4 protein-coding genes and 1 riboswitch are annotated in these 5,930 nt (G+C 52.2%); of the genes, 2 read left to right on the top strand and 2 right to left on the bottom strand.

Going from position 1 to position 5,930, the window contains the following annotated elements:
- The coding region (gene uvrC, locus ACP5D0_RS09735) for an excinuclease ABC subunit UvrC (protein ID WP_472365578.1) at positions 1-1,916 on the bottom strand (1,916 nt) is incomplete at its 3' end.
- Positions 1,917-1,985: 69 nt separating this feature from the next.
- On the opposite strand from uvrC, the gene ACP5D0_RS09730 reads away from it, so the two are divergent.
- Positions 1,986-2,924, top strand: coding sequence for a S49 family peptidase (locus ACP5D0_RS09730; protein ID WP_472365577.1), 939 nt, complete (start codon positions 1,986-1,988; stop codon positions 2,922-2,924).
- Positions 2,925-2,981: 57 nt separating this feature from the next.
- Here the strand turns inward: ACP5D0_RS09730 and ACP5D0_RS09725 are convergent, their stop codons facing one another.
- The gene (locus ACP5D0_RS09725; RefSeq protein ID WP_472365575.1) at positions 2,982-4,808 is read right to left on the bottom strand and encodes a sensor domain-containing diguanylate cyclase; all 1,827 of its coding nucleotides are present in this window, start codon (positions 4,806-4,808) and stop codon (positions 2,982-2,984) included.
- 190 nt (positions 4,809-4,998) lie between these two features.
- Positions 4,999-5,228, top strand: a riboswitch (cobalamin riboswitch).
- Positions 5,229-5,409: 181 nt separating this feature from the next.
- Here ACP5D0_RS09725 and ACP5D0_RS09720 point away from each other — a divergent pair.
- Positions 5,410-5,930 (top strand): TonB-dependent receptor (locus ACP5D0_RS09720; protein ID WP_472365573.1); only part of this gene is annotated, 521 nt, incomplete at its 3' end.

Here is a 5,930-nt window from a genome sequence, read left to right as displayed (position 1 = left end):
TTCTGCAACTCGGCGACCGCCGCGTTTTTGACTTCGCTCAAGCCGCCAAAATGGGTCAGTAATTTGTGGCGCGTTTTCGCCCCGACACCGGGAATGTCTTCCAAGCGGGAATGGGTTTGCGCTTTCTGGCGACGACTGCGGTGGCTGGTAATGGCGAAACGGTGCGCTTCGTCACGAATGTAATTGATTAAATGCAAGGCGATGTCGTCGGCTTCCAGGTCGATGCCTTCTTCGTTAAACGGCGTGTACAAAATCTCCAGGCCTGCTTTGCGCCCTTCTCCTTTGGCGACCGATACGAGCGGCACATTATCCAGCTCTAACGCTTTAAAAACTTCGATGGCTTTATTGAGCTGCCCTTTCCCGCCGTCGATAACAATTAAGTCCGCCATGGGCAAGCCTTCTTTCTTCACCCGGCTGTAACGGCGCGTCAAGGCCTGGTGCATGGCCGCGTAATCATCGCCCGGTTGAATGCCTTCGATATTGAACTTGCGGTAAGCGCTGCTGTTGGGCACGCCTTCGTTGAACACCACGCAACTGGCGACGGTTTGATTGCCTTGAGTGTGACTGATGTCGAAACATTCCATGTGGTTCGGCGGCACCGGCAAGGCCAGCACTTCCTGCAAGGCTTTTACCCGATCGGCTTGTGAGGCTTTTTGCGTGAGTTGCTGTTTCAAGCCGGAGGTGGCATTGGTGATGGCCAGTTTCATCAAGCCTTTTTCGGTTTGCGAGTTGGCTTGACGGATTTTGACTTTATCGCTGGCTTTAACGGCGGTTTTTGAAGCCGTTTTTGAAGCTATTTTAGCGCCGGATTTCGAGTCGGTTTTCTCGGCTTGTCGTTCGGTTTGACGTTTTTCCGACAACCAGCTTTCCAGCGCGGCCTTGTCTTCCAGCGCTTCGGACACCATTAATAATTGCGGCACCGGAAAATCGGCGTAATGCTGGCTGATAAAGGCGGTGATCACTTCGTCGGCATTCACCTCCTGACCGCCGGTTTTCGGGAAAGTGTTCTGACTGCCCCAAAGGTTGCCACCGCGATACATCATAATCGACACACAGACCTGATTGGCCTCTTCGGCCATCGCGACCACGTCGGTGTCTTTTGCGCCGGGTTGGTTAATCAAGTGCTGGCTTTGAATGGCGCGTAACGCGGAGATTTTATCGCGATACACCGCCGCCGCTTCAAACTCGAACGCATCGGAAGCCGACTGCATTTTATGCCCCAAGTTTTCAATCACTTCAAAGCTTTTGCCTTCCAAAAACGCAATGGTATTGGCCACGTCTTCGTCGTATTCTTCTTTTGTGACCAAACCATCCACGCACGGCCCGGAGCAGCGCTTGATCTGATATTGCAAACAGGGCCGCGAGCGATGATTGAACACGCTTTCTGCACATTGACGCACCGGAAAGATTTTCTGGATGGCGTGCAAGGTTTGATGCACCGCCGAGGCATTGGGAAAGGGCCCGAAATAACGCCCCACACGGCGCTTGGCTCCGCGATGATAACTCAGGGACGGAAATTTTTTGCCAGTGGAAACGAAAACATACGGATAGGATTTATCGTCACGGAACAGAATGTTGTAACGCGGTTTATGGCGTTTGATTAAGGTGTTTTCCAGAATCAGCGCTTCGGATTCGGTATCCGTGACCGTGACCTCAATCGAGGCAATTTGCGCCACCATTGCTTCGGTTTTAATGGCATCGTGGCGTTTTTTGAAATAACTCGACACCCGCCGCTTCAGGTTCTTGGCCTTGCCGACGTAAATAATCTGCCCCTCGGCGTCTTTCATCATGTACACGCCCGGCCGCTCGGTCAGATGCTTTAAAAACGCCGCCACATCGAACGCCTCGGTCGCCGTCTGCTTCGAGTTGGATTTCGGGTCGGTTTCTGGATGCTTCTGCTCAGTTGAGTCGGTCATTTCGGATTAAATTCGGTTAGAATAGCGCTTTTAAACACAACATTATCTCAACATTATAAAGGATTGTGCATGGAGAATTCGAATCGCAATGACGGCTTAAACCGTCTCGCGGGCGCGGCGGAAAGCTTTATTAAACAAGAACGCTGGAGCCGCCGCTGGAGTAATCTGCTGAAATTCGCCGTGGTGGCCTACATTATTGTCACCCTGGTGATGCTGACTCAGCAAATCACCCCGGATGACGGCGAATTGGGCGGTGAAAAACATCTTGCAGTGGTCAAACTGGAAGGGCCAATTATGCCCGGCACCTACACCAGTGCCGATAAACTGAATCCACTGTTGGAAAAAGCCTTTAAAAACCCGAATTCCGAAGCGGTCATTATCCAAGCCAATTCGCCCGGCGGCAGCCCGGTGCAGTCGGCGATGATTAACGACGAAATCACCCGCTTAAAAGCACACTACAACAAGCCCGTCTATGTGGTGGTGGAAGACGCCTGCGCCTCCGGTTGCTATTACATTGCCGTGGCGGCGGATAAAATTTATGCCAATAAAGGCTCGCTGGTCGGCTCCATCGGCGTGCGCATGGACAGCTTTGGCTTTACAGGGCTGATGGATAAAATCGGCGTGGAAAACCGATCCATGCACGCCGGAGAACACAAAACCTTTTTGAACCCGTTCGGCCCGGTGGATAAAGAAGGCCGTGAATTCTTCCAGAAGCGCATCCTCGATCGCACCCACGAACAATTTATCGAGGCGGTGCGCAAAGGCCGTGGCGAGCGCTTGCAAGAAAACGACAACACCTTTACCGGCTTGGTCTGGCTCGGCGACGAAGCGGTTGAAAACGGTTTGATCGACGGTTTGGGCGACATCGGCTACGTCAAACGCGATATCGCCAAGCAAACCAACCTGCGCTACTATGATGTTGAAAAAAGCTTTATGGAACAATTAATGGGCGACATCAGCACCGAAACCGCCAACCGTTTGTCTCTTTACCTGACCACCTTGCGTTAAAAACCAACGCGGCTCTTCCTGCCAGGCCTGGCAGAAATCCACTAGGCCTGGTCAATTTCAGGCGGGCGCTTGGGGCGGAAAGCGCCCGCCGTCAAAGTTTTTGCAAACACGGTTACGACCACTGCGCTTGGCGTCATACAGCGCCTGATCCGCCCGCTGAAGCGCCTCTTCCAAGCCGCGTTCCGGCACCACTTCCGCCACCCCAAAACTGGCGGTAATGCGAATTTCGGACGCCTCCGGCCAGCGTTTCTCACCCGCCGCCAAGGTGGTTCGCAAGGCTTCGGCTTGTTGCCAGGCCTGGTGTAAATCGGTGTTCGGTAACAATAACACGAACTCTTCCCCGCCAAATCGCGCCAACAACGAATCCGGCGAGCATCCAGTCTTTAGCTGTCGCGCCACCTGTTCAATCACCGCATCGCCCTGTCCATGACCAAAGGTATCGTTAATGCGTTTAAAATGGTCGATATCCACCATAACCACGCTCATCGCCGAACCCTTGCGCGACATTTTCGCCAGCCGCTGCTGCCCTTCTTCAAAAAAATAACGACGGTTATGCAACCCTGTCATGGGATCGGTGGTGGCCAGTCGTTGCAACTCCACTTGTTCGAGCTTCATCTGCTCCAGCATCCGCATTCGGTAGGCGATGATAAACGCCAGCGTCAGCGCTTCCAGCACAATGCCAATGCCGACCGCATGGCTGCTTAAATACGAGTATTCAATGTAGCCTTTATAAAACAACACCGCCATCACATTCATCGCCACAAACAGCGAATGCCCGATCAGAAAATACTTCGCTAAAGGGTGTTTTTTGATCACCAGCGACACACTGACCGACAAAGTGACCAACATGGTCAAGGCCGCCAAGCTGCTGGCGGGCTTGAGCGCCCCTGCCACGTCATACAACCCATAGACGAAGTCGGCCACCAGCAGCAGCAACATTCCCAGCAGAAAACGGTGTTCTAACGGGTATTTCTGCCGCGTTTCAAACACCTGCACCATAAACAACAGCAGAAAAATTGGCATTAAAATCAACGTCAGATTCAAGCGAAATACCAGCGATCCATACAGATCAAATACCATCGCCAGAAAGCCGTAACTGAGTGAAATCCAGGTCAATCCGGCCAATAAATACAGCGCATAATAAATATGCTCTTTGGCGCGCGACGAAAAGAAAATAATGGCATTGTAAAAAATCAGCGCCAGAAACAGACCCACCACGATGGCCACATCGATTTGCATGGTCGCCAAGGCACGCATGGAATACTCCGAATCATAGAGCGCCAGTTCGCCCCATTGATGGGAATAACTCTCAGTGCGCACCCACACCACACGGGTCTGATGCGCTGGCAGATGGATCGGAAACACCGCCACGCCTTTAAACATCCGCCGGGAAGCGGCGGCCTTATCCAACCTAAGCGGTTCATGCTGTTCAATCTTGCCTTCCGGCGTGGTGACATACACAGCCAACTCACGAATGTGATACGCCTTGTTATGATGTAAATACAGTGTTTTCGGTTGGCCGGCGGTATTTTCCAGCGACCATTTCATCCAGATAACCTTGGCATCGGTGCCTAGTGTAAAACGACTTTGAGCCGGTACAAAGACCTGTTTTTCCACCTGTAAAAAAGGCGTGTGGCCGTTTGAATCCACCCAAAGCCCGACCGGAAACGACCGCAACTGCGACTGCCCCGCTTGCCAAGGCACAACAGGCCTGGCGGAATCTGCGGAATTTTCACCAGAATTCTCCCCAGAATTCTCAACGGATGCCGTTGGCAGCGGCGCATTGGAAATCGACCAGGCGCTCGCACTGAACAGCAGCATCCCGATAAACACTGTGCAAAACACCCAGAACCCGCCATCTACCCATCTCAAAATGTTGTTCACAAGACGTCACCTTTCCGCCAGATACCACTCAACCCAGATACCACTTAACCCCATATCATAAACCATTGTCTTTTAGAAACCTGACCGAAGCTGACATCCCTATCAAATATACGTAACCCAAAACCAGATCATTATGAATAAAATTCATGGAAAGCGGCGGAAAATTCAATTGAAAAGCGCAACACTTGCTTTTATCATTCCCCGTTCAGGTGCGCATGGGTTGGGTGATCAAACACCCGACCCGTAATGCGTTAAACGGGAAACTGGTGCGATGTCGGCGATTTTGCCCACATCCAGTCCAGTGCTGCCCCCGCAACGGTGATAGAGAAAATCAGACCCCATGCCATTGAAGCCTTGCTTTGAGAAGGCGTCTGTGAATCGCTCTTCAGCCCGGATACCGGCCTGAAACAGACACAACCCGATTGCGGTGGGCAATACGGCAGGTATTTTAGCAGCCAATCGACTTCTTCATAGATGGCTGTCTGGATGTGTTCAAAACGAACCGCTATCTGTTTATGCGACCCATCAGATCCGCCTGACGCATCTGATCAAACGCACCCGTTTTGCCTTCGATTCTTGTTTGCGAACGAAGGAATTTTTCATGTATTTTCGATTCAGCCCCATTTCCATTGGTCTGGCTTCCGTGCTCTTCGCCGGACAGCTTCAGGCTGCCGAGACACAATCACTCGACAAAATCATTGTTTCGGCCAATAACACCGACCAAAACGCCCATTCGGTCACCGCCGATTACACCGTCATCACTCGGCAGGAAATCGAAGCCAAACAGTACAAAACTTTGGCCGATGCCTTAAAAACCGTGCCGGGCATCACCGTCAAAAGCAACGGCGGCTATGGCACCACCACCTCCATTTTTATGCGCGGTCAGAGCAATAACGCCACCCTGATTATGGTGGACGGCATTGAAATGACCAATCCAATGGGCACTGGCGGCGCGATTGTGTCGTCGTTACTGTTGGGGGATGTGGAGCGCATTGAGGTCATCAAAGGGCCACAATCCGGTGTCTGGGGTGCCAACGCCTCTGCCGGTGTGATCAATATCGTCACCCGCAAAGCGCAAAACGTGGCGCAATTCAGCTTGGAAGGCGGCACTTACAACACCCA

Source organism: Hydrogenovibrio sp. (genome assembly GCF_049975065.1).
Lineage (GTDB): Bacteria > Pseudomonadota > Gammaproteobacteria > Thiomicrospirales > Thiomicrospiraceae > Hydrogenovibrio.
Note: the sequence above shows the minus strand (reverse complement) of the source record. Positions and strands in the feature narration are given on the sequence as shown.

Excerpts from the sequence above, each read along its gene's own strand:
- ACP5D0_RS09730 (WP_472365577.1), top strand. The coding sequence starts at position 1,986 with ATGGAGAATTCGAATCGCAATGACGGCTTAAACCGTCTCGCGGGCGCG.